This window comes from Rhizobium sp. 01T437 (assembly GCF_056398505.1).
The window spans coordinates 1-999 of sequence record NZ_JBFTPM010000062.1 but is presented as its reverse complement, the minus strand read 5'-3'; the positions used below and the strand labels follow the sequence as shown (position 1 = coordinate 999).

Below are 999 nucleotides of genomic sequence, written 5' to 3'. Positions count from 1 at the left end.
GCCCGTGCCGGTGAAGGTCAGGCGCTCGACATTTGTATAGTTTGCCATGGAATAGGCGGTGGCGGTGGTACGGATCTCATCGTCGCCGGCACCGGCGGCTTCCGAGATGACGATATTCGAAGTTCCGACCACATAGATGTCGTTGCCGGCACCGCCTGCGAGTGTGTGGCCGACCGTTGCCGTCGAACCAAGCGTGTCGTTGAAGGCCGAGCCGATGACCTGTTCGATATTGATGTAGCTGGCGCCCTGGGCGTCGCCGCCCGAACCCGTCGTGGTCACGTTGGCAGCGCCGAGCGTGACGTTGACGGCTGCAGCCGAGCCCGAATAGTCGACCGTATCGGTGCCGGCATCACCGTTGAAGGTGACTGTCGTGCCGTTGCCGACGAACGTGTCATTGGCTGCCGAGCCCGAAAAGGCCTCGATGCTGTTGAAAGTGTCGCCGGCCGCCTCGCCGGTGTGGACGCCCGTCTTCAGGTTGATCGTCACCTGGCTGGCGTAATAGGCGGTATCGGTGCCCGCCCCGCCGATCAGCTGGTCGGCACCGGCCCCGCCACTCAGGAAGTCGTTGCCGGAACCGCCGGTAATGACGTTGTTGCCGGCATTGCCGGTGAGGTTGGCATTGCCCGTGCCGGTGAAGGTCAGGCGTTCGACATTGGCATAGTTTGCCATGGAATAGGCGGTGGCGGTGGTACGGATCTCATCGTCGCCGGCACCGGCGGCTTCCGAGATGACGATATTCGAGGTTCCGACCACATAGATGTCGTTGCCGGCACCGCCTGCGAGTGTGTGGCCGACCGTTGCCGTCGAACCGAGCGTGTCGTTGAAGGCCGAGCCGATGACCTGTTCGATATTGATGTAGCTGGCGCCCTGGGCGTCGCCGCCCGAACCCGTCGTGGTCACGTTGGCAGCGCCGAGCGTGACATTGACGGCTGCAGCCGAGGCGGAATAATCGACCGTGTCGGTCCCGGCGCCGCCATTGAAGGTGATAGTGGTGCCGTT

General features: G+C 63.4%; 1 protein-coding gene. It reads right to left on the bottom strand.

Annotated elements, in window-relative coordinates:
- Nucleotides 1-999: calcium-binding protein (locus AC1DM5_RS36480; RefSeq protein ID WP_477976936.1), on the bottom strand; the 999-nt coding region annotated here is incomplete at both ends.